The organism is Martinezella tropici (assembly GCF_008370325.1).
Classification (GTDB): Bacteria; Pseudomonadota; Alphaproteobacteria; order Rhizobiales; family Rhizobiaceae; genus Rhizobium; species Rhizobium tropici_B.
This window is the reverse complement of record NZ_VNIP01000008.1, coordinates 1-25,638: the sequence shown is the minus strand read 5'-3', so window position 1 is coordinate 25,638 and position 25,638 is coordinate 1. Positions and strand designations below refer to the sequence as shown.

Below are 25,638 nucleotides of genomic sequence, written 5' to 3'. Positions count from 1 at the left end.
CTTTCAGTAGCGGAACATGCGCCAGGCGGCGAGCCGGGCGAGGAGCGTGACCAGCTTGGCGATCAGGTAATAGATCACGGCGGCGAGCGCGAAGAATTCGAAGGTACGGAATGAACGCGCGTTCAATTCCTGCGTGACGCCCGCAAGATCGGTGTTCATGCCGACGGTCACGCCGAGCGAAGTCATCAGGATCGCCCAGACCATCTGGTTGGTGACGGGCAGGAAGGCGATGCGCAGCATCTGCGGCAGGACGATCAGCCGGAAGGCTTGCAGCGATGTCATGCCGAGGGACCGGCCGGCGCGCGTTTGCGTGTCCGGGATGGCCTTGAGCGCACCACGGAAATTCTCGGCGAGATATCCGGCGTTGTTGAAGGCGATACCAACAAGCAGCGCCGTATAGGGGCTGAGGTGAATGCCGAAATTGCCGAGCCCGAAATGGGCCATGTAGATCTGGAAGAGCGCCGGCGTATTGCGGGCGACCTCGACCCAAATCGAGGCGATACCGGTCAGCAGGCGGCTGCCGGAAAGCCTGAAGAGCGTGAGCGCCAGGGCGCAGGCAAGGCCGATCGCCATCGACAGGATTGCGATCTGCAGGGTGACCACCGCGCCATCGAGCAGCTGCGGCAATACCTTGAAGGCCTGATTCCAGTGGAAGGTGTAGCTGAACATGAACGTCCACCTTTCGGAAAGGTCGAACGGCGCGGCCATGAATGGCTACGCCGTCGTTGAGAGCGATCCGATTAGCGATAGACGCTGTTCACCGTCAGGGATGGCAAGGCGCCGCCGACCCACTTCTCGTAGAGCTCGGAATAGCGGCCCGTGCGAACCTGCTGATTGATGAAGAGGTTGAGATAATTGATGAGGCCGTACTCTTCGCGATTGGTGAAGAGGGAGACGTAGTCCGTTTGGAACGGCGCCTTGCCGACGACGGAAATGCCGGCGAACTTGCCGGACTTCACGGTTGCCTGGGCAACGGTCGAGGTAGAAACGGTCGCGTCGAGCTGGCCTTGGCTGAGCGCCAGGAAGACGTCCGCTTGCGTCTGATAGGGACGGAACTCACCAGTGCCCCAAGCCTTGACCTGCTTTTCGAGCGCGATCGCCTCGAATGTTCCGGCAGTCGCGCCGACGATCTTGCCCTTCATATCCTCGAAGGACTTGATGCCCGACTTGTCGTTGGAAGTAACGGCCATTTCGAAGGCGAAATAAGGAACGGTCATGCCGACGGTTTTGGCGCGCTCAAGCGTATCCGACGTCGAGGCAACGCCGATATCGACGCGACCGGACATCAGCGCTGGAATGCGCTCGGGGAACGGCGTTTCGACAATCTCGGCCGTGACGCCGAGCGCCTTGGCGAGATCATTGCAATAGTCCACGTCGAAGCCGATCGGATTGTTGTTTGCGTCGCGCGAGCCCATGGGCGGGAAGTCGAGCACGACAGCGCAGCGCAGCGTTCCCGAGGAAATGATGTCGTCCAGTTTGTCGGCCTTGGCCGGCGAGATGGCGGAAGCGGCGGCCAGAAGGCCAAATGCGATGACCGTTTTTTTCATTAGAATCTCTTCTCCCAGTTGGCGGCCATTTGCGGGCCGCGGTCACTAAACCCTTTTTATGGCCCTAAATCAAATCGAAAATACATGTAGTATACAAAAAGAATTTACGATCGTGGGAGATCAACACCTGATCGCTTGCGTTCGACGCCGGATATGCGTGCAAGGCGGCGTGGGTGCGTCGGCCACGATCTCGGCGGCGCCGGGACGGGCGAAGTCTCCGTTTCCTTTGACGAGGCGCTGAAACACAAATCGGCGGCGTTCGTTTCTATGTCTATTTTTGTATTCTTTTTGTATTTATAATTTTCGCCTCTATGATGCCGGCAAACCAACCATGGGAGAATTCAGATGAGCGACGTCACCCACCTGACGCCTGATGCGCTGCAAAGCCGAGTCGTGGCAATCCTTTCGAAAGCCGGCTTCAATGCGCAGCAGGCCGGCGCGATCGCGCGGGTCATCGTCGCCGGCGAGCGCGATGCCTGCAAATCCCACGGCGTCTATCGCATCGAAGGCGTGTTGCGCGCAGTCAAAGCCGGCAAGGCACGGCCGGATGCCGTGCCGGTGCTGGAACAGCGTGAGGATTCCGCCATCGTACGGGTGGACGCCAAGAGCGGCTTTTCCAATGCCGCCTTCGAGCTCGGCATGCCGGTGCTTGCCGATCAGGCTCGCCGCTTCGGCGTTGCCGCACTCGCCATCAACGACTGCACGCACTTCGCCGCGCTATGGCCGGAGGTGGAAGCTCTGACGGATCGGGGCCTCGCCGCCTTCGCCATGTGCCCGAGCTATTCCACGGTGGCGCCCGCCGGAGGTACAGCGCCGCTCCTCGGAACCAACCCCTTCGCTTTCGGCTGGCCGCGCCTCGACAATCCACCTTACGTCTTCGACTTCGCGACTTCGGTTGCCGCGCGTGGCGAGATCGAGCTGCATCGTCGGGCCGGCAAATCTCTTCCGGAGGGCTGGGCGCTAGACGCTGACGGCCAGCCGACCACGGATCCGGAGGCTGCGCTAGCCGGCGCAATGCTACCGTTCGGAGGCCACAAGGGTTCGGCCATCGGCACGATGATCGAGCTTCTGGCCGGCGTCATGATCGGCGATTTCACCAGCCGCGAAGCGCTCGACTATCTCGGTTCGACGGCCTTTGCCCCGCGTCACGGCGAACTCATCGTCGCCTTCTCACCGGAGGCTTTCTCGGCCGGCCGGCCTGGAAATCCGCTCGTCCGCGCCGAACTGCTCTTCGAAGCGATCGCCGGCCAGGGTGCGCGTCTGCCCTCGCAGCGTCGCTTCGCCGCCCGCGCCCGAGCGGAACAGGATGGCATTCCGCTGACCGCAGAGGAAATCCGCCAGCTCGACCACCTGCAGGAACTCGGCCTCGACGCCGTAGCTTGAGCAACATCGAAATGTAAATGAAAGCCAACGTAAGATAACAAGAAAGAGGCCCATTCGGGCCTCTCGCATTTGGGCTTAGGCTATTGCGGCCGCTTAGGCCTTGTACTTTTCCACGGCGCCCGGAAGCTTGCTCCACTCGGCATACCAAGTATTGAACAGCTTGAGCTGCGCCTCGACATAGCCGCGCTGGCTGTCGTTCAAGACGTCACTTTCGTTGAAATGCAGCTCATATTCCTTATCGCCGTTCAGCACCATCATGTGCTTGAAGAAGAGAACCAGATCCGGACCTTCATCGAAGGATGACAGGACGGCGAGCGCCTGCTCGAGTTCGAGCGCGCGCTGCCGCGCATCGACGTTGCCCTTGGCTGCGGCCTGCGCGAGGTTGCAGAGATGAATGACTTCCCTGGGCAGGACGTTGCCGATGCCGGTGATGGCGCCGGTCGCACCGCAATTGACGAAGCCGTGGAAGACGGCCGTGTCGACGCCGATCATCAGCGACACGTCATCGTCGCGGCTGGTGATGTTCTCGGCGGCATAGCGCATATCGGCCGGGCCGCCGAACTCCTTGAAGCCGACGAGATTGGCATGTTCGGCGCGCAGTGCGAAGAAAAGGTCGGCACGCGTTGCAAAACCGTAATAGGGGCTGTTGTAGATGACGGCCGGAAGATCGGGGGCGGCCGACAGGATCGCCTTGAAATGCGCCTTCTGGGCAGCGATGACCGAACCGCGCGACAGCACGCGGGGGATCACCATCAGCCCCTTGGCGCCGACCTTCTGGGCATGGGCGGCGTGGGCTACGGCCGATGCCGTATTGACGGCACCGGTGCCGACGATGACGGGCACGCCCGCCTTGACCAGCCGCTCGACGCCCTCCATGCGCAGTGCGTCCGTCAGAAGCGGCCAATCGCCCATCGAGCCGCAATAGACGACCGCCGACATGCCCTCGGCGATGAGCTGCTTGCCCTTGCGCACGAGCGCATCGAAATCAGGGCTGCGATCGGGTTTGCACGGGGTCATGAGCGCCGGGATCACGCCGGAGAAAACGCTGGATTTCATCTGTCTATCCTTTTGGCTTTTGGGGTGGATCGGCAACCAGCCCAGCCGCATCCGCCGCCGCGCCTCACCGTCTTTGCAGCATTGATATATCTTTGTATTTATTTTGTCGACAAGAAATATGCAACTAAAGCCGCACGTCGAGGCGATCTCCACGCACCAGCAATTTCTGAATCTGGGCGACGATCTGTTCCGCATGTTCGCGCGCCAGACGCTCGGCAAGCTCGATATCGCGCGCCGCGACGGCCTCAATGATTTCATCGTGCTCCTCGACGAAGCGGCGCGGCAGCCGGTCATTGTAGGATTGATAGTAGAGACGAAGGATACGCCGGCCCTCATTCAACAGACGCGAGAAAAGGCTGGTGAAATAGGAATTGCGGCCGGACTCGGCAATTGCAAGATGCAGCGCGGCGTTGGTGGAAATCATGGCGAGCGCATCCTGGGCCTCGACGGCGGCGGCGAAATCCGCCTGAAGCGCGCGCACGGCCTCCAGATCTTCCGGGCGATGATACTTCGCCGCAAGTTGCGTGGTGACCCGATACATCAGCACCAGCGCATCGAAATAGCTGTGCATGTTGAGAAAATCGATCTGCGACACCATGGTCGAACGGTTGGGCAGCGTATCGATCAGCCCCTCGCCCGCAAGCCGCACCAGCGCTTCGCGGATCGGCGTGCGCGACATGCCGAAACGTTCGGAAAGCTGCACCTCGTCGATGGGGCTGCCAGGCGGCAATTCGAGATCCAGAATCTCGTCCCGCAGGATATCGTAGACCACCTTCACGCCGGAGCCGCGCTTACGTTCGTTTCGGAGGCTTGTTTCATTATCCATAGCTAGCTGACCTCTTCTTTCTGCGTGAGAAATAAAGGGGCATGCCGGGTAAATCAACGGCGCTTTGCCAGCCTGAAATCAGGTAGCGTTACCCGTTGCGCGAACCGGCTGGGCCGCCTTGGCCATTTCTTGCAAGCCGTCTGCGAACGATCGCCGCGTGCCAGCATGCGCCTGGATCAATCCGTCATCGTTGAAATCGTAATTCGGATTGTACAGCGGCGGCGAATCCCTCCCGTTACCGTGGAAGCGCGATAGAGCGGTTGGTGTTACCACGCCTCAAAGTCGCGATGATGCCCGTGCCGCCGATACCCTCTACCACCTCGTCGAGCCCGAATTCCCGAAGCCTAGAGGCGACGAAAGCCGCAGTCTGCTGTTCTTCGAAACAGAATTCCGGATGAGCATGGAGATGCTTGAGATCATGGTTAATGCTTCATTTAATTGAAGCTATATCGCGCTTTGCTTCCGCTGCTGCTACATGCTTTAGCTGCAGCTTTCTCGGATATCGCGCATGGACTTTCGCGCGACAGCGCCGTTATGTGTATCGCGACGATGACCCGCCGGCAAGCCAGCCGTTGTCGTTATCTCCAGGTTTCGATATTGCCCTGCTTAGCGACGGCACCTGGCATAGAAGCGGCCTGATCCTGCACGCGCGTCCCGCATAACTTCTGCTGGCTTGCCTTCGAACCTGGACACCGGGTAGCCGGAGAGGCCACCCGCGCCCCTGCCCTATTGATCGGTGCATTGCTGCTCCATGACAAATCCAGCCCGAATAGTGGCCACCGCCGGATATCCCCTTCCAAATTTACGTCCATGGAAGGTCTCTCAACACGCTTCGAGCACGGATCGCCGGCATCCCTCAAGGGCGAGCCTCGGAAGCAAGAATGATGGCGGAACAGCGCGCGATAGTCTGCGTATTGGCCAATGCCGTTTCCGAGAGAAAGCGCGCCTAAAAATTGGCGGAGTTGATCGAAACCATGCTTCGCATCAGGATTGGGTGAATCGGTGAAGAAGCCAGCAAGCGATCGATCGTGCGCATCTCCTCGCTGGTCGGTCGCCATATGAAGAGGAACGAAAGAGGAGGACCGTCGCACACCTCGCGAGCGAAGTGAGGTTCTCATGGCTTGCCGATTTAAGAGAAAATGCGCCGCGTACCCGGTACTTTTCGCGGCTCGACGCAAGCTATCCTCTCAATCATGAAAATCCCGTTAACCAAACTTGCTGTGAGAGACGCCACCTCATATATGGTCGACAGCTTGGCATGAGGCGAGAAGACGCAGGCGGATTTCTTTGCCGTCTCGTCAAAATCACTTCACAATCAATCCGTAATGGATTTGCACGCAGAGGAACGATTTCATGGAAGAACCCTGGACGACCGATCGCGAGCCGATCATTGCGACCGAGCTCGATGTCAAAAAGGCAGCTGCGATCAACGCGCTCCTGCTTCGCCCTATCGACATCCTGCCCATCAAAGCCGGCGACCTGATCCGTCCTTTCGCGCTCGGCCTTTGGAATGAAATCCGCCCCCTGCTGAAGCCGGACGTGCCGGTCATGTCGCTTCGCCGCGCCACCAGCGCATTTCTTCATTCCAAGCGATATTACCAGGCCTGCGCGCAGCCGAATTCAATGCGTCACGATCTCGCCGGCATTCCGGTCGAACAGCTTTCAACGGAAGACAGGCTTGCGGCACAGCAGCGCCTGATCGCACTCCGCCAGACGCAGGACAAGACGAGCGCTAGTCACGACGAACCAAGCCCGCCACAGCCGGCATTGAGCAAGGCAGAGCTAATTCGGGCATCCCTTCTCGGCCGAAGCAAGCGCACGGATCGCGTCGCGCGTTGATCCGCCGGGCGGACCGCCGCGTCCTCCGCAGCCCCGTTGACTTCTTCGCGAACCTATCACAGCACTGCTCGTCTTGAATGCCAGCGGCCTAGATGCCGATGAGCGCCAGAACTTGTCCATTGCCCGATCGACCGGTGTGGTCCGCGGACTACCGATCTTTTAAGTCGCCTCGCCTCAATCTCATTGCCATCGTGGCGCCATGGAACAAATGGTGTCAGTAGTCCGCGGACTACTCCTCACCGAAGGCTGCACAGCAGCCCGCGGATACCAACACGAGCGGACACGGCAAGAATATCAAGGGAGCAAACTCGCCGATCAGAGTGAACGGCGGCCTTCGAATGCGAAAAAAGCAGTCAAAAACTGCCTTTTGTTTAAGCATTTGTAAAACGGCCACGAATCGGAGCATATTATAACTGCGTAGTTCAGCGGCATTCCGTCACAATTGCGCAGTTAATTGGGAAAACAACCATGCAGCCGAGTCTCGTGCTCCAAGACGATCAAGAGCATTTACCAACGCTTCTGGCAACAGATGCGCAAGAGCTGTCTTATCAGCTCCAACAACATCAGGCAAAGCTCTTTCCGCCTCAGTCACAGAAAACGATGCGGATGTTTTCGCCAGCTGAGGCCGCCGCATTCATCGGCATCGGGGAAGGTTACCTTCGCCAGATCGCAGCCGAAGGCCATGGGCCGGATCCGCTTGCCAACGGGCGGCGGCTCTATACGGCCGAAGACATGGATCGGATCCGCAGAGTTCTCGACGAACGAAACGGAACGCCAAAATATGTGCCCTGGCGCCGAGGGGCCGAAAAGCTACAGATCATCTCGGTGATGAATTTCAAGGGCGGTTCCGGCAAGACGACTACCGCCGCCCACCTCGCGCAATATCTGGCGTTAAGGGGCTACCGCGTACTTGCCATCGATCTCGATCCGCAAGCGTCCCTATCCGCACTGTTCGGGCACCAACCCGAGATCGACGTCGGTGAAAACGAAACGCTTTATGGCGCCATCCGTTATGAAAACCCTCGCCCGATTACCGATATCGTTCGCTCGACCTATACGCCTAATCTGCATCTGATCCCCGGAAATCTCGAGCTCATGGAATTCGAGCACGAGACGCCGCGCGCAATGGCGGCCGGCAGGGCCGAGACGATGTTCTTTGCCCGCATCGGCGAAGTCCTGACCGGGATCGAAAGTTTCTACGATGTGGTGGTCATCGATTGCCCGCCACAACTCGGCTTTCTGACGATGTCGGCGCTTTGCGCCGCGACATCGATCCTCATCACGGTACATCCGCAGATGCTCGACGTTATGTCCATGTCGCAGTTTCTGACGATGACCAGCGAGCTCATGTCCGTTGTCGAGAGAGCAGGGGGCCGCACCAGCTATGACTGGATGCGTTACCTCGTGACGCGCTTCGAGCCAAACGACGGACCGCAAAGTCAAATGACCGGTTTCATGAAGGCGATATTCGGCAACCGCATGCTCCACAACGCGATGGTCAAATCGACGGCCGTTGCCGATGCCGGCGTCACCAAACAGACCCTCTACGAGGTCGAGCGTGCCCAGTTCACCAGGGGCACCTATGACCGCGCTTTGGATTCCCTCAATCTCGTCAACAGCGAGATCGAGACGCATATCCGCCTAACCTGGGGAAGGAAATAAATAGATGGCGCGCAAAAACCTGCTTGAAATCTCAGCGCCGAATACAACCCGCCCGGAGGCACCGGCCGCGAAGGACCATCGCCCGATCGCCGGCTTCCTGCCGCAGGCGAGAGGTTCCGGACCCGTGGGCGGCATCACCAGAACACTCGGAAACATCACAGAGAAGATGGAACGAGCCAGCGATCTCGAACGGCAACTGGCGGAAGGTCAGACGGTCGTCGATATCGATCCCGAGCTTGTCGACGGATCGTTCGTTACCGATCGTCTCGAAATAGATCCCGTCGTGCTTGGTCAACTCGTCGAGCAGATACGCGAACATGGCCAGCAGGTTCCGATCCTCGCGCGCCCGCATCCGGAGACCCCCGGGCGTTTTCAGGTCGCCTACGGCCATCGTCGACTGGCGGCGACAAAAGAGCTCGGCATCAAGGTGCGCGCCGTCGTGCGTCAGCTCACCGACGATCAGCTGGTGGTCAGTCAGGGCCAAGAGAACAGTGCCCGCACGAACCTATCCTATATCGAGCGCGCGTTGTTCGCATTGCGCCTCGAGCAGCGCGGCTTCGGTCGCGATGTCATCATGGCCGCACTCGGCGTGGACAAGGCGGCTCTCTCGAAGATGCTCATCGTTACCAGACAAGTGCCTCTCGCTCTCATCAGCGCAATCGGCCCTGCTCCCGACATCGGCCGCAGACGCTGGCTGGAGCTGGGAGAACGTCTCGAGAGCGTCGCATCGGAACCGATCATCACGGAGTTGTCCGCGGACAACCATCGTCGGATGTCCAGTGACGAGCGCTTCCAGCAGGCAATGGTTCTTGCAATCGGCAAGCCGGCATCCACCAAGGCGGCGGCAGCGCCATCATCGATAGCCGGTGTTCCGGTGACATTTAAGCGAACGCCGGCGCGTGCAACCTTTGTTTTCGATAGCAAGGTCGCGCCCGGTTTCGATCAGTTCGTACAGGAGAGGCTGCAATCTCTCTTCAACGAGTTCCAGGAAGGAAAGGATACGTAACCCGCAAAAGAAAAAGGCCCCCAAACGACGCCGTCGTGGAAGCCCTTCTCTGATCTTAAGCAAATCGAGAATCGCACTTCCCCGAATCACAGTCAAGAGTCTTTGGCATCGTTTTGGTGAGCAAACTTCTTTTGCCACAACGTAGGTGAAAGAAAATGGAAGCCGAACATGTGACGACGCCTTTTGGGCGGCGGCCGATGACGCTTGCCATGTTGATAGCTCAAAGAAGAGCCGATCATGGGAAGTCAGTCAGGTCCGTCGACAAGTGGAAGATTTATCGTGCGCTCTGCGAAGCCAAGCCCTTATTAGGCGTGACGGATCGAGCGCTGGCCGTACTGAATGCTCTTCTGAGCTTCTATCCGAAGAACGAACTCTCGGATGGCGCCAACCTCATCGTGTTTCCCTCGAACGCCCAATTGTCGTTGCGCGCGCATGGCATGGCGGAACAGACAATCCGCCGCCACCTCGCCGCCCTGATCGCCGCTGGGCTTCTTGCCCGCAGGGATAGCCCCAACGGCAAGCGCTATGCTCGCCGGAACAGGGCAGGGGACCTCAATGAGGCCTATGGTTTCTCCTTGGCGCCCCTATTGTCCCGTACCGAGGAGATCGAGCATCTCGCCGCCGAAGTCGTTGCCGAGCGATTGCACGTGCAGAGTTTGCGGGAACACATCAGCCTCCACCGGCGTGATATCACCAAGCTTATCGAAACCGCCATTGCCGAGGATATTGAAGGCCCCTGGGAAGCCGTCCATTTGGGCTTTCGCGCGCTTATCGATGACCTTCCGCGTTCGCCGAACGTGGCCCAGTTGGAAACGCTGCTGGAGAAGCTCGGCCGTCTGCGCGACGAAATCGTCAACCGATTGGAAACACGTGCAGAAACTACGAAACTAGGCGCCAATCCCTATCAAAATGAGCGGCACATACAGAATTCAGACTCCGAATCCCAAATTGAATCTGAAGCCCCGTCCACGGAAAACGCCTCCCCACGAGGCTTCGCTCCGAGGACAACTCCGCGTCTCCTCAACATTCCCCTACCCTCTGAAACCCGAATGCCGGTGTCTCATACACTCAACAACAGTCATTCGGAGATTGGCACAGGAATAGAATTGAAGTCCTTCCCGCTCGACCTCATTTTGCGAGCATGTCCGGAAATTGCCGCCTATGGTCCAGGCGGACAGATCAAGAGTTGGCGCGATCTGCTCGCCGCTTCACTCATCGTCAAATCGATGCTTGAGATCAGCTCAGGAGCCTACGGGGAGGCCTGCGCAGCTATGGGAACTGAAAACACCGCGACCGTCATCGCCTGCATCCTCCAACGTGGTTCCCACATCAACTCCGCCGGCGCCTATCTACGCGATCTGACGCGGCGAACGAAGAAGGGAGAGTTTGCCATCGGTCCGATGCTCATGAGCCTTCTGCGGGCGAATACGGCCCCAGCCATGCGGAAGATCGCTTAGCATGTTCCGCAACAGTGGTGGGGGCCTAACGCTCGGTTCCAGTTGGCACCACGACGGACCAACTCTGGCGCTGCGTGTGGCTCAGGATATCTCGATGCTTCCGCAGCGAACGGTAAATTACTCTATATCGCATTTCTCAACTGGAGGGCACCCGAGCTATAAGCATGGAGTCGGAAAGGGTGGACATTTGCCAGCAAAAAGGGCATAAAAATACAGAAATTTGCCGGCGGTATGGGTACTTCCCTTAGCGAATTCGATCGTTTCGACTGAATTTCATCGCTCGCTAGTAGATTGATTTCATTGAGGTAAATTCGTTGTCGGAAGCTATATCAGACTTTCGTACCGCTACGCCTGTGCAAATTGCGCGATGGAGACAGGCTGTTCGTCTGCCTGCCCGATCGCCACAAAAACAGGACGTTGCAGTCCCATGCCCGTCGCCACTGATCCTCCGGCCCTGATTTTCCGCAATTGTGATTATGCTGTCGTCATTGCTGGTCGCAAATCGGTATCGGCCGTGGTGGCGGTGCCGGATGATCGTTCTTGTATTGGGCGATGATCGGTTCCAAAGTTTCCTTCGGCCAAAATTTCGGAGTTCCGATTTCCTTCAGGCAGGGCTCGTTCCAATACAATCCGGACTGTGCGGGAGAGCGCCCGGCTGCAACGGCCTTGGCGACTGCCTTGATGTCCGAGGATTCAGGATAGATGTAGAGGGTCGTTGGATTGTCCTTCACCATGGAGATGATCTGATTGGCGTCCGATGCCGACCAACTCGTGCAGCCGTCGCTGCGGCCGCCCGCATATTCCACCAGCTTTCCGAGCGGAACATATCCGTCACGATTGGCATAGGGGCTCTGCGGATCCTTCTTCATACAGATGCCGGCAACTTTTGCAGCCGCATGGCCGCCGATCGCCCGGGCGCGCGCATTGGCGGTTTCACCAACACCGTCGAATTGCACGAAGGTGCGAAGGAAAGCAGCATCCTTGGTTTGGGAAACCCGATAGTAACCCTTGAAGGTGGTTTTCGTTTCTTCCGTCACATAGGAGCCGCCGGTCGTCAGGTTCGAATCCATCGCGTTGCCGAAGTTCCTGGCGCACATCCGGCCGTTGCCGAAGTCGACGACCCCCTTGAGATCGCGGCCGCTGCCGTGGCCCGATGAAACCACGCGGAATGTCTGCGTCGCCTCGCAGACGATGTAGAAACGGCCCGCCGATTTACCGTCAGCCGGATTGTTCGGCCGGGTTGCATCCATCGCGAAATAGCAAGGGTTCCTGACCTTGCCTTCGCCAATCTTCTGCATGTAGAGCGCGCGCGCTCTCTGCAAAATCGGTCGGGCGATCTGACCGTCGCCTTCGCCGACATAGGCATTCAGCCATGCCGGAAGATCTGGTTGGCGCTCCGCGGCAAGAGATTGCGATGTTGAAGGGATGATGATGGTAAGAGAGCAAAGGCTGAGCATCTGGGCGATGCTTCGAATGGCATATCTCAACCGCACGAAATTAAATCTCCTGTCAAAATATTCTGGATCCACATGTACCACTGCCCGCAACGGCGATCTTAGCGGTCCGCCTGCCCCACAGGCCTGACTACCATGCGCTCAGATCCAGAAATCATAATTGTGCGCTGCTTTGCTGAATGACGACCTAACAGACGGGAAATCCCGGCGGTCGCAGAAAGATTATTTGCCCGCCCTTAATTTCCTCATCCGCTTCGCGTCAGCATTCTTCACCGATCGCGGCGCAAATATGGCTGAGTTTATCGGACGGATTGCATTGAAGATCCCAGGCCCGGGATTGAGCAATTCCCCAAAATCGAGCGGACAATAGCTGATGCTGACGTAGGCTTTGGCCTGTCGCCCGAGGGGTCAATTCCGGCCGATGGTCAATCGACAAATTCAACGCCTACGCCCGGCTTTACCATCCTTGCCAGCTCTTCCACATCCCAGTTTGTCAGGCGGACGCATCCATGAGAGCCGACTTTGCCGATGAGTTCTGGAGCCGGCGTTCCGTGGATGCCATAAGTGGGTTCGGTCAAATCGATCCAGACCGTACCGACCGGATTGTTCGGCCCGCTTGGCAGCTTCAGGATCCTCTTGTTGTGACCCTGTTGAAAATTGATCTTCGGATTGTAGATATATGGCGGCAATCGAGCGACGCCCTTGACCTTGTGTGTTCCTGAGGGGGAGGGCGATTCCTCGCTGCCGATAGTGGCTGGGTAGACCGTCAACAACGACCCATCTTCTGCAAAAGCGAACACCTGGCTCAACTTTCTGTGGACCTCGATCCGCTTCACCACACCGGTCTTCGCCTCGCCGGGGATCACAACCATGATAGTCTCACCGGGGGCAAAAGACGCGGTCGGATTGAGTGCTTTCAGGAGAGCGATGTTCATATGGAAACGTTCGGCTAACTTCTCGGCGATGCTTGTATAGCCGAGGCGATCCATTTTGGCTTGCTTGGCATAGTCCTTGGGAATGCTCTTCACCAGATCCTTCCCGTCGTCCGCTGTTATGGCATATGCCTGAATGATGGGTATCTGATCTTCAATGCGCCGGAGTACTTCTGGATCGAGCTTTCCGTCGGCGGGAAGCCGCTGCAAAGCTTCAAATCCTGCAATTGCTTTGCTGAGGTTCTCTCCGGCGTAGCCATCGATAGCGCCAGGAGAAGAGCCGGCTCGATCCAGCAGGACCTGGAGCTTGACAATTGCCGCGTCAGGCTTCTTCGGCTTCTCGCCCGGCGCTTCGGTCTGTATGGACGTCATGGTGGCGCTATTGACATCCTGAGCGGTTATGGGAGCGGCGACAGCCGGACCTGAAAATATCAAAGCGATAGAGATCGCAAGACAGCTCAGCGCATGGGTCATGTCTTGAAAATCATCGTCCGCGCAAGTTGTTCCGTCGGCTTGTAGACGGATCCGAATGGTCGATTTCGGCGGCTTCGAGATCAATGCCCTTGATCACCTCGATTGCGCCGCAGGACTTGCGAACATCGCGCAGCACGAGATTAGACATGGTGGTCCTCCTTTTTGTCGAGATTCGTATCCGCGCCAAGGTCGGTGCTTTCCACGCCGGTAGGCGCCAGATCGTCCCTTCCTTCGGTGCCCAAGATGAGGCTGGCGGCACCGATCAGACCCGCATGGCGTCCGAGCTGTGCGGCAACGATCGGAACGTCGCGATAGGCGGGCATGGCGCGCTCGCGAACCGTCGCCACCATTTGATCGTGCAGAAGATCGAAGCCATGCGAAATTCCTCCACCCACGACCAGCACGTCGGGGGAATAGAGATGAAGCAGGTTGGTGAAGCCGATCCCCAACCACCGCGCCTCGGTATTCAGTAGCTCCAGTGCATCGGCGTTGCCCTTTCGCGCGGCATCGACGACATGTCGTCCGGTCACTTCTGCATCGGCGGCGAGCTTGCGCAGCATCGACCCGTCTGACGGCCTGGTGCGGGCGGTTGCCCGCCTGCCGAGTGCCGTGCCGGAGGCGACGGCCTCAAAGCAGCCGACGGCGCCACAAAAGCAACGCTCGCCCTCATTCGTGATCGTCATGTGGCCGATCTCCGCAGCCAGGCCACGTCTGCCGTGCAGGATCCGGCCATCGGCGATCACGCCACCGCCAATGCCGGTCGATACGGTGACGAACACCATCGATCTCGCACCATGACCGGCGCCGTATCGCCATTCGCCGAGCGCTGCCGCGTTCGCATCGTTTTCGAGCCGTACGGGAAGCTGGAAGTGGTTTTGGAGAATGTCTGCCAGTGGAACCTCGTACCATCCGACCAGGGTCGGCGCCGCAATGACGACACCGGCGTCCGGATCGAGCGGGCCTGGCGCGCCGATCCCGATCCCGATCGGAGAAAGATCGGGCGTTTCCGCCAGCACCGTTTCCGCCAGCAGTTCGATCTGTCGGATGACGGCCGCAGGCCCTCCAGCCGCGTCCGTCGACAGCGAGGAGAACGCCAGAAGGCATCCCACGTCGTCGACGAGTGCGGCGCGCAGCTCAGTTCCACCAAGATCGAAGGCAAGAGCGACCTTTTTCACGAAACCCGGCTCTCCAGCCCATGCAGCCAGGCGATCCGGTCGCCGAGGTTCTTGTCGCCGAATGCCAGCGATCCGAGAACGACGGTCTGCGCCCCGGCTTGGCGCAAGAGCGGCACTGTCTGCTCGCGAATGCCGCCATCAGCGGCGAGGATCACCTGCTCCTCACGACCGGCTTTCCTCAGCAGCGAGAGGGCCTCGATCAGCCGGTCGCAGGCCTTTTCGGAGAGGCTTTGTCCCTTGACGCCGATCAAGGTTCCGAGCAGCGTCACGAAGGCGACGTGATCGATGAAAGGCTCGATCGCAGAAACGGGCGTTTCGAGCCGCAGCACCACGCCGGCTTCGGCTCCCAGCTTTTTGGCAAGCGCGATTGCGCGCAAGCCGGCATCGCCGTTTTCGGCATGGACGCTGATCAAATCAGCACCTGCCTCTATGAATTGGCGCGTCTGCTCCTCGACGATTTCAGCCTCGACCATGAGATGCACATGGATCGGCTTGGCGGTCGACTTGGCGATGCGCGCGACAAAATCCGGAAAGAACAGGAAGCCCGGGGTAAAGCGCGCATCGGCGACATCGATGTGATGCAGGTCGACATAGGCTTCGATACGCTTGAGATCGGTTTCCATATTGGCAAGATCGGCCGACCAGAGCGAGAACTCGCCGAGAAGCCTGTTGCGGGGAAGCGCTGCGATAGCCGCCTGGCCTGAAAGGGGTTTGGACGTCATGATGGAACGAAGCTCCGGATTGTTTTGGATGCTAGAAAATGCGCGATGGCATCTTGGACCTCGGCAAAATGCCTGTTCTTGTCGACAGCCTTGGCAGTGACTTCGACAAGGCTTGCGGCCGGAATGACATTGGCGAGCGTCTGCGCGCAGGAGAGCGGATGGATCGCGTCCTGCCGGTTGCCGATAATGAGGGTGGGCACGGCAAGGGCGGCGGCGGCTGTCTGCGGCACATTCGGTCCGTCAGCGGCGATGTCAGCCAGAACGGAGGCAAAGGCGACGGCATCTGGCCTGTCGAAATAGCCAAGCAGGGACGAGAAGTTGTCTGGCGCTTCGGAGGCGATCCGTCGTCCCATTTCAGAAGCGATAAAGCGGCTTTCGGCCTCCTCTACCGGATGCGAACGGATCAGGGCTGCAACGGCGCGTATCGGTTCGAGATTGTCCGGCGATGCGCCGAAGGTCCAGGCGGGGCGCACGAGAACGAGCCCGGCGATCCGGTGGGCATGACGATGGGCAAGATGCAGGGCAATGGCCGTTCCCATCGAAATGCCGCCGACGATGAAGCGGTCAAACCCGTATTCGGTGGCCGCGGCAAGAACGTCGTCGGCAAACATACGGATCGAAAAGGGTCGCGTATTGCCGAGCGAGGATGCGCCATGTCCGCGGCACTCCAGCGTCAGCCGGCGCATACCCGCAGCTGGGACATTCTGCGCCACCTGCGCCTCGTCGCCGCCAAGACCATGTTGGAAGATGATGGGAAGCCCCTGACCGTCCTCATAGGCGGCAAGTTCCGCGTCGCCGCGCTTGAACGATTTCTTTTCCATCAGATCAGCGCCTTGAGAAAGTCGGCAACGCCGGATGCTTCGGCAGCTGAAAGACCATGCGTCACGAGCGGGCCATCGAAATTCACCGAGCGCAGCCGCGCGATGAAGTCGGCAAAATCCACCACCCCTTGCCCGGCGGTTGCAAAGCGGCCATCGCCGTGACGATCCTTGGCATGCGCCAGGGCGATATGGCCGGCCGAGATTTCGATCGCCTCTTCGACGATCGCCCGCGCCTGTGCCGGTGTCGCCTGTTCGAAGAGATTGGCGGGATCGAGCACGATGCGCAACCGCCGCGACCCCATCTCGCCGATCAGCTGCCGGGCGTCACTTGCCGACGTGACGATATTGGCCTGTTCCGGCTCGATGCCGAGATCGACGCCGTGCCGTTCCGCCAGCTCCAGAGCCTTCGACATTTCCGCCGACATGTCGGCCCAGGCGGATGGGTCGCCATTGTCGGGATGATAGGCCCATTGGTCGTTCGGGTCGCGCGTTCCGGTGCAAAGCGTCACCAGCGGGATGGAGAGTGCCGCCGCCGTTTCGATGACGACGGCGAGCTGGGCGAGACCCGCTCGACGTATGGCAATCTCCGGATGAGCCATGTTGTAGGTGCCTGACAGGGCAGCAAGCGAAATGCCCGTCGCCTCGACGGCCGCCCGGATTGCTGCGACCGTCGTTTCCGAAACGGCATCGGGCATGGAGGGGAGACCGCAGCAGGCGAGATTGAACTGCGCGCAAGCATAACCGCTATCGCGCACTGCCGAGAGAACGCCGAGCGGCTCCGTTCCGGGAAAGGTCTTGGCGAAGATTCCGATCTGCATCAGACCGCTCCCGAAACCGATGCGAGTTCGACGCGCTCACCCCGTTCCACCGATCGGGCGATCGCCACCATCGCGCGAATGGACGCCAGGCCATCCTCGACATTGGCGCCGCGCATCGGCGCGCCCTTCAGCGCCGTATCGGCAAGCCCTTCCAGCTGCCGGCGGAAGAAGTGGCCGTCCGCGCCGAGCGGTTTGCGGCTCGTCGCATCCTTCTCGTGGAAGATCTCTACTTCGCTCGAGCGGAAGTACCAGGGATTGAAGGTCTTTGCGAGAACCGAGCCGTTCTCGCCGTAAAGCTGGAACCCTTCATGCCAATCCATGCGCACGGCAACCGTCAAGTCGAGATGGCCGAGGGCGCCATTGGCGAACTCGGTCTCGACGAACCAGCAATAGGCACCGGCACGTTCCAAAAGTCGGGCGCGAACGGCGACGATCTCACCGCAGAAGAAGCGCGCGGTGTCGACCAGATGCGAGCCATGCGCCAGCATGAAATATTGCCGGAGATCGGCCTTGGGATTGCCTGATGGTTTGCGCGCAAGCTTGCTGGTGACGGGCAGAGGCTGTACCGCATCCGTATTGGTATAGCGGTGGGTGGAATCGCAATACCACGCCTTCATCGCAAAGATCTGGCCTATGTCGTCGCGCACGAAATCACGCGCTGCCTCGAGCGCCGGATCGAAGCGCTTCATGTGCCCGACCTGCAGGATCTTGCCGGATCGGCGCACGGCCTCGGCAAGTTGCTGCCCTTCCTCGACCGAAACGCCGATCGGCTTTTCGCATAGGACATGCTTTCCGGCTTCGAGCGCCTTCATGGACATCGGCACATGATAGGCGTCGGATGTCGCAACAATCACGGCTTCCAGCTCAGGATCGGCGAGCATGGCATCATAATCGTCGTACATCTTCTGCGGTTCATAGGTCGCGCCCATGCGAGCCAGAAGATCGGGTGCCGCGTCGCAGATCGCATAAAGATCTGCATTCTTCGCCTTGACGCAGGATTCCAGATGCGCGAACTGCGCGATCGGGCCACAGCCGAGGACTCCGACGCGAAGACGGCGACTTTCCTTTTCGATCATGGTTCCCTCCCAGGAAGACTGGCGACCCCCATACCTCGGCGCCAGTATTTGCACATGTTTCATAAAAATTTGTCGCGCGTCAATAAACGAGACGCCTTAACTCAATCCAGGACGCATCATTCGGACGTACCGAAGCGCGGCGGGCGGGCGACGTGTCAGAGAGGATCGGGGAATATGCCTGGCAATTCAAAAACTAAACTCGGCATTGGCGTTATCGGCCGCGGCAACATCTCGATGACTTATCTGAACAATGCAGCGCTATTTGCCGGCGTCGAACTGCGTGCGTGTGCCGATATATCTCCTGACGCGGTCGCGCTGCGTGCTCGCGAATATGGCATTCGTGTCCTGAGCGTCGACCAATTGCTTGCCGAGTCCAAAATCGACCTCGTGCTCAACCACACGATTCCGGCCGTTCATTTCGTCGTCACCATGTCGGTCCTATCGGCCGGCCATAGAAGAAGCCGTGGCGACTTGGCGTTCCTTCGAGGGACGCGCGAACTAGAGCAATTCCAGGAAAAGTGTATAGCGGTTTTCCGTCCGGAATTGCGTAGAAACAAAAGGTTGAGCGTTTTCGCGATTCGAAGAAAAGCGGAAAACGCTCAAGATGGATCGGTGGCTACGCTTCAAGCCGATTGTCGCATGACCAATGTCCCATCCAGGGTGACCTTGTGCGTGATCGACCGCACCGGCGCATCCACGTCGCCCAGCAGCGTCAGCAACGCATCGACGCTGTTTGCGGTCATCGCGGCGAAATCCTGTGCCATTGTCGTCAATGGCGGGCAGGTATAGCGGCTCAAGGGATGGTCGTCATGGGCAGCGACACGCAGATCGTCTCCCTTTTTTCGCCCAACCCTCAGCCGGTGCGCAAAGGCTGCCGACATAACCCCGAAGGCGAGACGATCATTTGCGCATAGAATAGTTTTGCGTGGCAGAGCCTTCGCCTGGAGCAGGCTATCCATCTGCTCGTATCCGATGCGTTCGAATTCCCATGTGTAGGTGGCGTTGGTCTCGATCACCAGCGGCTCGTAGCCTGCGGCCTCCATCGTGGCGATATAGCTTGCCAGCCTCTCCGGTGAATTATGATTGACATGCGGGATGTCGAAATAGGCCGGCGCTTCCCCGGATCGGCAGAGATATTCCACGATCGTCGCCATGCTCTGGTAATTGTTGTTGCCGATGAACGGCGTGTTCCCTTCGATATAAGTATCGAAGTAAACGATGGGCAGGTTCTGCGCGAGTTTTTCAAAGGTGCGCGGATCGGATTTCTGCCCCAGCGGTGCGACAAGCGCCCCTGCCACTTTCAGCGACAACATTGTGTTGACCGCTTCGGCTTCCAGCTCCGGCAATCCATGCGACGAGAACACGATCGGCCAATAGCCTTCATTGCGCAGCCGCAATTCCAGACGATTGACCATCTCGGCGTAAAAGGGGTCGGTGAGGGCGGGAACCAGGATGCCGACATTGCGGGTCCTCTTGCGATTGAGGTTCCGCGCATAAAGATTCGGCTGGTAATCCGACGAGCGAAGCGCCGCCTCGATCAACGCCCGTGTCGTCGGCTTCACACTGGTCGGATCATCGAAATACTTGGAAAGGGTCGGGCGGGAGACGCCGCAGGACTTCGCGAAGTCCTCCATCGTCCTATGCGTCAATTTTTCCATCAGGAGCCGACCGCTTTTCCAATCGTTCGATCTAGCGGAGCGGTCCAGCTTTTAACGGAATCTCTGAACCGCTCCATCTTTTTGTCTTCTCGCAATTCCGGACGGAAACCGCTGCGCACTTGTCCTGGAATTGCTCTGGTGATCGTTATGCGTCTCCAGGGAAAGAGGCGCAATCGGAGACGCAAATTCCGGGTAATTTCTTTTCACTTTCATGTCACAATAAAAGATGACATGCGGAAAATTTATTAATTAACGCGTTAGCGCCTAGCAGGGAAAAATCGCGCACATCCGGCACATCGCGTTCGGCCGGTAGTCGACGCCGGATTCCACTATTCGCTTGCGATGCTACTGAATGCTGAAGGGAAAATATTTGGCGTTGATCATGTCATAGGTCCCGTCTGCCTTGATGGACTTCAGTGCCGCATTCAAGCGTGCAAGCCGCTCGCCGGCGGGGCGACGGCTGCGGAATGAAAGATCGCTTTCGGAGACCGCGCCCGCCTTGATCAAGGAGCTGGCGATCGCCACGCCGAGCCAGCCGGCGCCGCCGATGATCCCAATCTTTCTTGATCCGCTCATGCTGTCGTTTCTAGCTTGGTTTGTAGCCGTGGCGCGAGAAGAAGCGGTCGAGCTCCCGTTGCTGCGGAATTTGTCCGGTATAGATCGTGATGTATTCCGGAATCCGCTTCATGCGCACGGCGATGTCTTCCTTGGACTGCATCGAGATGTAGCCGATCTGAACAAGGTAGGTCGTCCTGGCGCGGGCGTCGGCGGAACCGGCGTCATAGCCGAAGCGGGTGAACATTTGCAAGAGCGCTTCCATGCGTATGTGGTCGGCGCGACGAACCTCCTCGAGAATGTCCGTGGACTGCAAGGCCCAGCTGCGCACGGCGAACTCGAACTGAGAATCGAACAGGTCCTTATCGAGCCAGCAGTCGAAGACATTGAGCATCGCCTCCGCAACCGACTCCGCATATGCCTCGGACTGCTTGACCAAATTCCCGGTATTCTTGTCCCGCCATCTGCTGACCAAGGCGCTCAGAAGCTCTTCGCGATCCTTGAAAAACCAATAGAAGCTCGTGCGCGAGAGCTTGAGCTTCTTCGCTAGCGGCTGGATCTTTACGGAATCCACTCCGGAATCGATCAGGGACGAATAGGCGGCCTCCAGCCACCCCTCCGGAGATCCCCGCCATCCGCTGTCGCTTACACCCTGGTCCATCGCTCGTCTCCTATCAAATTACGGCAATCTCGACAAGAGAAATGTACATTAGTGTCTAAGCAAAGGACGCTTATGTTTTCTTTATTGACATATGTGTACATTTTCATTTAGCGTCATGCGACGTTTCCAGTCCGGAGCACGACGCATGTCGAACGATCCTCTCCTCCAGCCTTATAAATTAAAGCATCTGACGCTGCGCAACCGCATCATCGTGACCTCTCACGAACCGGCGTACCCCGAAGATGGCATGCCGAAGGAACGGTATCGCGCCTATACGGTTGAACGGGCCAAGGGAGGTGTCGCCCTGACAATGACGGCCGGCTCGGCCGCCGTCTCGCGGGACAGCCCTCCGGTTTTCAACAACCTGCTCGTCTATAAGGACGAGATTGTTCCGTGGATCCGTGAGATGACCGACGCGGTTCACGAACACGGCTCGGCGATCATGATCCAGCTTACACATCTCGGTCGCCGCACGCGCTGGGACAAGGGCGATTGGCTGCCCATCGTGTCTCCTTCCCACCAGCGCGAAGCCTCGCACAGGGCTTTTCCGAAGAAGATCGAAGACTGGGACATTGAGCGCATCATCAAGGATTTCGCCGACGCTGCCGAACGCATGAAGGCCGGCGGTATGGACGGCATCGAACTGGAGGCTTACGGGCACCTGATCGACCAGTTCGTCTCGCCGCTGACCAACGAACTCGATGGGCCGTACGGCGGCTCGCTCGAGAACCGCATGCGCTTCTGTCTTGACGTCTTCAAGGCGATACGGAAGCGGGTAGGGGACGATTTTATTCTCGGCGTTCGATACACCGCGGACGAATGCCTTCCCGGCGGTACCGGCAAAGAAGAGGGCATCGAGATTTCGAAGCGGCTGCGCGACAGCGGCCTGATCGACTATCTCAACGTCATTCGCGGCCATATCGACACCGATCCTGGTCTCACCGATGTCATTCCCATCCAGGGCATGGCGAACTCTCCGCATCTCGATTTCGCCGGCGATATCCGTGCCGCGACGAACTTTCCGACGTTCCACGCGGCCAAGATCCCGGACGTGGCGACCGCCCGCCACGCAATTGCGGCAGGCAAGGTCGATATGGTCGGCATGACGCGCGCCCATATGACGGACCCGCATATCGTTCGCAAGATCATCGAGAAGCGCGAGGACGATATTCGTCCCTGCGTCGGCGCCAACTACTGTCTTGACCGCATCTATCAGGGCGGCCTTGCCTTCTGTATTCACAACGCGGCGACCGGGCGCGAGCAGACGATGCCGCACATCGTCGAGAAGGCCGAACTCCGCAAGAAGATCGTTATTGTGGGCGCGGGACCGGCGGGGCTCGAGGCGGCGCGCGTGTCCGCCGAGCGCGGTCACGACGTCGTCGTCTTCGAGGCCGCGAATAATGCCGGCGGTCAGATCCGTCTGACGGCGCAGAGTGAGCGCCGCCGCGAGATGATCAGCATCATCGACTGGCGCATGAGCCAATGCGAGAAGCTTGGCGTCACCTTCCACTTCAACACCTGGGCGGAAGCCGGGACCATCACCGCCGAAAAACCTGATATCGTCATCATCGCGACCGGTGGTCTGCCGCATACCGACGTTCTCACGAAGGGCAACGAACTCGTGGTTTCGTCCTGGGACATCATCTCGGGCGACGTGAAGCCAGGCACGAACGTACTCGTCTTCGACGACGCCGGCGATCATGCCGGTCTGCAGGCAGCCGAATTCCTCGCGCAAGCGGGTGCAAAGGTCGAGATCATGACGCCGGACCGGTCCTTCGCTCCGGAAGTGATGGCGATGAACCTTGTTCCTTACATGCGCTCGCTGCAGAAGCTGGACGTCACGTTCACGGTGACGTTCCGGCTGGAATCGGCGGAAAAGAGCGGCAACCAGATCATCGCGACGGTCGGGAGCGACTACGGCGGCGTCGCCAAGGAAAGGGTCGTTGACCAGATCGTGGTCAATCATGGCACGATCCCGCTCGACGAACTGTACTTCGAACTCAAGCCGCACTCGCGAAACCTGGGCGAGACCTCGTACGACCAGCTTCTTGCAGGGGAGCCGCAGTCCGTCGTCCGCAATGAGGAAGGCCAGTTCCAGCTCTTCCGGATCGGCGATGCGGTCGCCGCGCGCAACACCCACGCCGCGATCTACGACGGTCTCAGGATCGCGAAGGATCTTTGATGTGTCGGCCGGCCAAGTCGGTCGGCCGATCTTTCATAAGGACGAGTCTTTACGTCGCGACCTGGCAGTGAAGAAGAGCCGCGTCCTGCCTATGTAAAATGTCGAAGGCGATGCCATTCGATGGAAACCGTCCTGATGCCGCCCTAGATTTTTTAAGGGGTGTACGCAGCGCGAAAGCGGGGAGCCGATGCACATAGATGGAAGATGTCATTGTGGGTTTGTTTCGTACAAGGCGGAAATCGACCCCGAGAAGGTGTCGATCTGCCACTGCACAGACTGCCAGCGACTGACCGGGACGGCTTATAGGGTCACCGTGCCTGCGCGACGCAAGGCATTTGAGATCACAGGTGGAGAGCCGAAACTCTACGTGAAATTCGGCGATAATGGCCGTCGCCGGCTTCAGTACTTTTGCCCGAATTGTGGGTCGCCGATCTACACGACCGGAGAGCTTGAAGATGCTGACGAGGTAGGCATTCGCCTGGGGACGATAAACCAGCGATACGAGCTCCGACCCCAATCGCAGAGCTGGTGCTCGTCTCGGCTGGCTTGGATCGACACCATAGGAAATCTTCCCGGACGGCCAGGCGATTAGCACGATATTGGGCTCCTGTCGCTTCGCGCCTTGAAAGCGGGCCGCACCGATCCTCGCCGGTCAGCGATCGATGACCAGATCGCTCAGAGGTTTCGAACAGCAGGGCAGGAACATACCGGCGTCGATTTCCCGCTGCCTGATACCGCCATTGTGGTTCATTTCCACCGAACCCGAGACGAGCTTGGACTTGCAGGTCCCGCACATGCCGTTGGAGCAGGATGATGGAAGCCTGATGCTGCCTTTCTTCGCGGCTGCCAGCACGGTCTGATCGGCGGAGACTTCGAGCATCCGCTTCTGCTTCGAGAATTCTACTTGGTAGATCTTGCCCGCAGGCTGTGCCTCGATGTCGAGGCCGGGTTCGTCGATGACAGCTGCATCGAAGCTCTCTTCGATATAGTTCGACGCAGGAACGTCAAGCGCTGCTGTGATCGAGCGGGCCGCCGCCATGAATGGCGCCGGACCGCAACACATGACGACCCGCTCGGCGATGTCAGGAACGGCAAGCTTCAGGAACTCGGATGAGATTCGGCCGGTCAAACCTGGCCAGGCGCGCTCGCCAGCGACTGTTTCCGGCAGGAATTGCAGTCGTAGGCCTTTCATGCGGGCTGCAAGACAGGATAGTTCACTGCGAAAGATGAGGTCCAGTGGCGTACGAGCCGCATGAAGAAACACGATGTCCGCCGGCTCGCAGCTATCCGCCAAGTCACGGGTGATCGACATGACAGGGGTGATGCCCGAACCGCCTGAAAGCAGCAGGAGCTTCGTTCCCGCCACTTTCGGGCGGATGAAGTGCCCGAGCGGCCCCTGACCCTTGACCGTCATGCCGGGAACCATGTTGTCATGCAGCCAGTTCGAGACCTTGCCACCAGGTACCCGTTTGACTGTCACGGTGAACGCATTATTGCGATAGGGCGAGGACGAGATGCTGTAACAGCGAGCCTCGCCTTCCGAGCCCGTCGGGAAATCGAACAGGAAGTACTGTCCGGCATCGAAGTTGAAACGCTTGCCTTCTGGAGATGCAAACGTGAAGCTCCTCACGTCATGCGTTTCCTGATGCACGTCGACGCAGATGAGGGTCTCGTCCCGTTCCGGATCCCAAACGTCGGCGTGGGCCCTTTGCATCTGTGTGAACTCAATACCCATGGGCGCGCATCCGATCGATATACCAGGCCGCGAACTTGTCGAGATTGGTTTCCGAGAACCGGGAATAGGGACCTGGCTGATAGGCCGGGTCGAGTGTGCCGGCGTGCGAGCGGGCGACGAGATCCGCATCCTGGTCGGTCGTTGCGATCCAGACGTCGGTCAGCTTGTCGAAATCGTAGTCCTTGCCTTCGACGGCATCCTTGTGGACGAGCCACTTGGTTCTGACCAGCGTCTTGCCGGCGGAGAGTGGAATGACGATCGCGACGACCGCATGGTCGCCCATGAAGTGGTTCCAGCTATTGTGACCCCAAAGATGCGTATCGCCGAGGTCCTTGCGGGTCATTTGACCGAGGAGCTTCGATGATGCCGCCGTCGCATCATGTGTCTGGGATTCGCCGGCACCGGCGATGATCAGGCGCTGGGTCCGGAAGTTTGTCGCGCAGTCGACGAGCTGCTCGACCGCGGCCGACGGAAAGCCATCGGCTTCCCAGGCCTTCGTCCGCTCGTCGTAGAGCCGGAAATGCTCCTCCGCCTGTTCGCGATCCTCAGGATTCAGCGTCTCCGGGTCGAAACCGAAGTCGAGATCGACGAAGGAAACG

The 25,638-nt window shown here is 59.0% G+C and carries 23 protein-coding genes and 3 pseudogenes; 8 read left to right on the top strand and 18 right to left on the bottom strand.

The window, feature by feature from the left end; genetic code table 11:
- Positions 1–3 precede the first annotated feature (3 nt).
- Together FP026_RS13245 and FP026_RS13240 are read right to left on the bottom strand one after the other, a co-directional pair.
- Positions 4–669: an amino acid ABC transporter permease gene (locus tag FP026_RS13245; protein WP_149635094.1), complete on the bottom strand. Its 666-nt coding sequence runs from the start codon at positions 667–669 to the stop codon at positions 4–6.
- Between the two features lie 71 nt (positions 670–740).
- The gene (locus FP026_RS13240) at positions 741–1,547 is read right to left on the bottom strand and encodes a transporter substrate-binding domain-containing protein (protein WP_149635093.1); all 807 of its coding nucleotides are present in this window, start codon (positions 1,545–1,547) and stop codon (positions 741–743) included.
- 345 nt (positions 1,548–1,892) lie between these two features.
- Between FP026_RS13240 and FP026_RS13235 the strand changes: the two genes are divergently transcribed.
- Positions 1,893–2,930: an Ldh family oxidoreductase gene (locus FP026_RS13235; RefSeq protein WP_149635092.1), complete on the top strand. Its 1,038-nt coding sequence runs from the start codon at positions 1,893–1,895 to the stop codon at positions 2,928–2,930.
- A 93-nt stretch (positions 2,931–3,023) separates the two neighbouring features.
- Here FP026_RS13235 and FP026_RS13230 read toward each other — a convergent pair whose 3' ends face one another.
- The 3 genes and pseudogenes from FP026_RS13230 to FP026_RS30570 form a co-directional block, all read right to left on the bottom strand.
- Entirely contained in the window at positions 3,024–3,986 is a 963-nt protein-coding gene (locus FP026_RS13230; RefSeq protein ID WP_149635091.1) for a dihydrodipicolinate synthase family protein, read from the bottom strand.
- Between the two features lie 124 nt (positions 3,987–4,110).
- On the bottom strand, positions 4,111–4,812 hold the full coding sequence (locus tag FP026_RS13225) for a GntR family transcriptional regulator (protein WP_149635090.1): 702 nt from the start codon (positions 4,810–4,812) through the stop codon (positions 4,111–4,113).
- A gap of 244 nt (positions 4,813–5,056) precedes the next feature.
- Positions 5,057–5,239 (bottom strand): annotated as a pseudogene (locus FP026_RS30570) (amidohydrolase); the annotation flags it as partial.
- A 926-nt stretch (positions 5,240–6,165) separates the two neighbouring features.
- On the opposite strand from FP026_RS30570, the gene FP026_RS13215 reads away from it, so the two are divergent.
- The 4 genes from FP026_RS13215 (at position 6,166) to repC (ending at position 10,776) form a co-directional block, all read left to right on the top strand.
- Positions 6,166–6,651 (top strand): ProQ/FINO family protein, encoded by a 486-nt coding sequence (locus FP026_RS13215; RefSeq protein ID WP_149635089.1) that lies wholly within the window; start codon positions 6,166–6,168, stop codon positions 6,649–6,651.
- A gap of 468 nt (positions 6,652–7,119) precedes the next feature.
- Complete coding sequence (repA, locus tag FP026_RS13210; RefSeq protein ID WP_149635088.1) at positions 7,120–8,313, top strand: plasmid partitioning protein RepA; 1,194 nt, start codon at positions 7,120–7,122, stop codon at positions 8,311–8,313.
- Positions 8,314–8,317: 4 nt separating this feature from the next.
- Positions 8,318–9,319: a plasmid partitioning protein RepB gene (gene repB / locus FP026_RS13205; protein WP_149635087.1), complete on the top strand. Its 1,002-nt coding sequence runs from the start codon at positions 8,318–8,320 to the stop codon at positions 9,317–9,319.
- A 155-nt stretch (positions 9,320–9,474) separates the two neighbouring features.
- Entirely contained in the window at positions 9,475–10,776 is a 1,302-nt protein-coding gene (gene repC / locus FP026_RS13200; RefSeq protein WP_149635086.1) for a plasmid replication protein RepC, read from the top strand.
- Positions 10,777–11,261: 485 nt separating this feature from the next.
- Here repC and FP026_RS13195 read toward each other — a convergent pair whose 3' ends face one another.
- The 8 genes from FP026_RS13195 to FP026_RS13165 all read right to left on the bottom strand — a co-directional run bounded on the left by FP026_RS13195 (position 11,262) and on the right by FP026_RS13165 (position 18,248).
- A complete protein-coding gene (locus tag FP026_RS13195) occupies positions 11,262–12,269 on the bottom strand; it encodes a hypothetical protein (protein WP_149635085.1) in 1,008 nt (335 codons plus the stop codon).
- 386 nt (positions 12,270–12,655) lie between these two features.
- A complete protein-coding gene (locus FP026_RS13190; protein ID WP_149635084.1) occupies positions 12,656–13,636 on the bottom strand; it encodes a L,D-transpeptidase family protein in 981 nt (326 codons plus the stop codon).
- Positions 13,637–13,646: 10 nt separating this feature from the next.
- Positions 13,647–13,784, bottom strand: a complete 138-nt coding sequence (locus FP026_RS30215) for a hypothetical protein (protein WP_188112571.1) — start codon at positions 13,782–13,784, stop codon at positions 13,647–13,649.
- The gene (locus tag FP026_RS13185) at positions 13,777–14,811 is read right to left on the bottom strand and encodes an ROK family protein (protein ID WP_246665330.1); all 1,035 of its coding nucleotides are present in this window, start codon (positions 14,809–14,811) and stop codon (positions 13,777–13,779) included. Before FP026_RS13185 ends, FP026_RS30215 begins: the two co-directional genes overlap by 8 nt.
- Entirely contained in the window at positions 14,808–15,533 is a 726-nt protein-coding gene (locus tag FP026_RS13180) for a ribulose-phosphate 3-epimerase (RefSeq protein WP_149635083.1), read from the bottom strand. Before FP026_RS13180 ends, FP026_RS13185 begins: the two co-directional genes overlap by 4 nt.
- Complete coding sequence (locus tag FP026_RS13175) at positions 15,530–16,354, bottom strand: alpha/beta fold hydrolase (RefSeq protein WP_149635082.1); 825 nt, start codon at positions 16,352–16,354, stop codon at positions 15,530–15,532. The genes FP026_RS13180 and FP026_RS13175 overlap by 4 nt, the downstream gene beginning before the upstream one ends.
- A complete protein-coding gene (locus FP026_RS13170) occupies positions 16,354–17,172 on the bottom strand; it encodes a sugar phosphate isomerase/epimerase family protein (protein WP_149635081.1) in 819 nt (272 codons plus the stop codon). The genes FP026_RS13175 and FP026_RS13170 overlap by 1 nt, the downstream gene beginning before the upstream one ends.
- Positions 17,172–18,248, bottom strand: coding sequence for a Gfo/Idh/MocA family protein (locus FP026_RS13165; protein WP_149635080.1), 1,077 nt, complete (start codon positions 18,246–18,248; stop codon positions 17,172–17,174). The genes FP026_RS13170 and FP026_RS13165 overlap by 1 nt, the downstream gene beginning before the upstream one ends.
- Before the next feature lie 174 nt (positions 18,249–18,422).
- Between FP026_RS13165 and FP026_RS30565 the strand changes: the two are divergent.
- Positions 18,423–18,698: pseudogene (locus tag FP026_RS30565) on the top strand (Gfo/Idh/MocA family oxidoreductase); the annotation flags it as partial.
- Between the two features lie 173 nt (positions 18,699–18,871).
- On the opposite strand, the gene FP026_RS13155 reads toward FP026_RS30565, so the two are convergent.
- The 3 genes and pseudogenes from FP026_RS13155 to FP026_RS13145 form a co-directional block, all read right to left on the bottom strand.
- Complete coding sequence (locus FP026_RS13155) at positions 18,872–19,906, bottom strand: LacI family DNA-binding transcriptional regulator (protein WP_149635079.1); 1,035 nt, start codon at positions 19,904–19,906, stop codon at positions 18,872–18,874.
- A 345-nt stretch (positions 19,907–20,251) separates the two neighbouring features.
- A pseudogene (locus tag FP026_RS13150) lies at positions 20,252–20,350 on the bottom strand (amino acid ABC transporter); the annotation flags it as partial.
- A gap of 142 nt (positions 20,351–20,492) precedes the next feature.
- Positions 20,493–21,122 (bottom strand): TetR/AcrR family transcriptional regulator, encoded by a 630-nt coding sequence (locus FP026_RS13145; protein WP_149635078.1) that lies wholly within the window; start codon positions 21,120–21,122, stop codon positions 20,493–20,495.
- Between the two features lie 145 nt (positions 21,123–21,267).
- On the opposite strand from FP026_RS13145, the gene FP026_RS13140 reads away from it, so the two are divergent.
- Together FP026_RS13140 and FP026_RS13135 are read left to right on the top strand one after the other, a co-directional pair.
- Complete coding sequence (locus tag FP026_RS13140) at positions 21,268–23,304, top strand: NADH:flavin oxidoreductase (protein ID WP_149635077.1); 2,037 nt, start codon at positions 21,268–21,270, stop codon at positions 23,302–23,304.
- Between the two features lie 187 nt (positions 23,305–23,491).
- Positions 23,492–23,896, top strand: a complete 405-nt coding sequence (locus FP026_RS13135; RefSeq protein ID WP_149635076.1) for a GFA family protein — start codon at positions 23,492–23,494, stop codon at positions 23,894–23,896.
- Positions 23,897–23,956: 60 nt separating this feature from the next.
- On the opposite strand, the gene FP026_RS13130 is transcribed toward FP026_RS13135, so the two are convergent.
- The gene (locus tag FP026_RS13130; RefSeq protein WP_149635075.1) at positions 23,957–25,039 is read right to left on the bottom strand and encodes an FAD-binding oxidoreductase; all 1,083 of its coding nucleotides are present in this window, start codon (positions 25,037–25,039) and stop codon (positions 23,957–23,959) included.
- The coding region (locus tag FP026_RS13125) for an SRPBCC family protein (RefSeq protein WP_281408587.1) at positions 25,029–25,638 on the bottom strand (610 nt) is incomplete at its 5' end. The genes FP026_RS13125 and FP026_RS13130, both read right to left, overlap by 11 nt.

Coding starts and splice junctions, on each gene's coding strand:
- FP026_RS13245 (WP_149635094.1), bottom strand. CDS start 669: ATGTTCAGCTACACCTTCCACTGGAATCAGGCCTTCAAGGTATTGCCG.
- FP026_RS13240 (WP_149635093.1), bottom strand. CDS start 1,547: ATGAAAAAAACGGTCATCGCATTTGGCCTTCTGGCCGCCGCTTCCGCC.
- FP026_RS13235 (WP_149635092.1), top strand. CDS start 1,893: ATGAGCGACGTCACCCACCTGACGCCTGATGCGCTGCAAAGCCGAGTC.
- FP026_RS13230 (WP_149635091.1), bottom strand. CDS start 3,986: ATGAAATCCAGCGTTTTCTCCGGCGTGATCCCGGCGCTCATGACCCCG.
- FP026_RS13225 (WP_149635090.1), bottom strand. CDS start 4,812: ATGGATAATGAAACAAGCCTCCGAAACGAACGTAAGCGCGGCTCCGGC.
- FP026_RS13215 (WP_149635089.1), top strand. CDS start 6,166: ATGGAAGAACCCTGGACGACCGATCGCGAGCCGATCATTGCGACCGAG.
- repA (WP_149635088.1), top strand. CDS start 7,120: ATGCAGCCGAGTCTCGTGCTCCAAGACGATCAAGAGCATTTACCAACG.
- repB (WP_149635087.1), top strand. CDS start 8,318: ATGGCGCGCAAAAACCTGCTTGAAATCTCAGCGCCGAATACAACCCGC.
- repC (WP_149635086.1), top strand. CDS start 9,475: ATGGAAGCCGAACATGTGACGACGCCTTTTGGGCGGCGGCCGATGACG.
- FP026_RS13190 (WP_149635084.1), bottom strand. CDS start 13,636: ATGACCCATGCGCTGAGCTGTCTTGCGATCTCTATCGCTTTGATATTT.
- FP026_RS30215 (WP_188112571.1), bottom strand. CDS start 13,784: ATGTCTAATCTCGTGCTGCGCGATGTTCGCAAGTCCTGCGGCGCAATC.
- FP026_RS13180 (WP_149635083.1), bottom strand. CDS start 15,533: ATGACGTCCAAACCCCTTTCAGGCCAGGCGGCTATCGCAGCGCTTCCC.
- FP026_RS13175 (WP_149635082.1), bottom strand. CDS start 16,354: ATGGAAAAGAAATCGTTCAAGCGCGGCGACGCGGAACTTGCCGCCTAT.
- FP026_RS13170 (WP_149635081.1), bottom strand. CDS start 17,172: ATGCAGATCGGAATCTTCGCCAAGACCTTTCCCGGAACGGAGCCGCTC.
- FP026_RS13165 (WP_149635080.1), bottom strand. CDS start 18,248: ATGATCGAAAAGGAAAGTCGCCGTCTTCGCGTCGGAGTCCTCGGCTGT.
- FP026_RS13155 (WP_149635079.1), bottom strand. CDS start 19,906: ATGGAAAAATTGACGCATAGGACGATGGAGGACTTCGCGAAGTCCTGC.
- FP026_RS13145 (WP_149635078.1), bottom strand. CDS start 21,122: ATGGACCAGGGTGTAAGCGACAGCGGATGGCGGGGATCTCCGGAGGGG.
- FP026_RS13140 (WP_149635077.1), top strand. CDS start 21,268: ATGTCGAACGATCCTCTCCTCCAGCCTTATAAATTAAAGCATCTGACG.
- FP026_RS13135 (WP_149635076.1), top strand. CDS start 23,492: ATGCACATAGATGGAAGATGTCATTGTGGGTTTGTTTCGTACAAGGCG.
- FP026_RS13130 (WP_149635075.1), bottom strand. CDS start 25,039: ATGGGTATTGAGTTCACACAGATGCAAAGGGCCCACGCCGACGTTTGG.